Annotated in this window: 1 protein-coding gene; it reads right to left on the reverse strand. The window is 42.7% G+C overall.

Features of this window, described 5'->3' with window-relative positions:
* Nucleotides 1-118: 118 nt before the first annotated feature.
* Nucleotides 119-356 (reverse strand): SIP domain-containing protein (locus AB4653_RS29030; RefSeq protein WP_372106095.1); only part of this gene is annotated, 238 nt, incomplete at its 5' end.

Consider the following 356-nt stretch of genomic DNA (forward strand, 5'->3'; position numbering starts at 1 on the left):
AGACACCTGTCGGCAAAGTGAATAAGAAACGCCTCCGAGAGGCGTATGCTTAAGCACCCAAAGGTACTAACAAAAACCGATCTCATGAGATCGGTTTTTGTTTTCTAAAACAGGCAAGCTAGTACTCTTCATCCATAACTTCATGGCGTTCATCATGGTATGCTTCTTCATCCTTACCTCGTTTCCAGTAAGGAATCGCATACATATCTTTTCTAGACAGCTTGTACTCTTGTTTAAGCGCTTTACGACACGCAATCACGCTTTCATTTTCACCCGCAATGAAAGCCGAAAGCGAGTGAGATCCATTAGGTGCAATTAAGCCGGAAATGGCTTTGCTCAATAGATATTGATCACTC

It is taken from the genome of Vibrio sp. 10N.222.48.A3, assembly GCF_041475345.1.
Classification (GTDB): Bacteria; Pseudomonadota; Gammaproteobacteria; order Enterobacterales; family Vibrionaceae; genus Vibrio; species Vibrio tasmaniensis_A.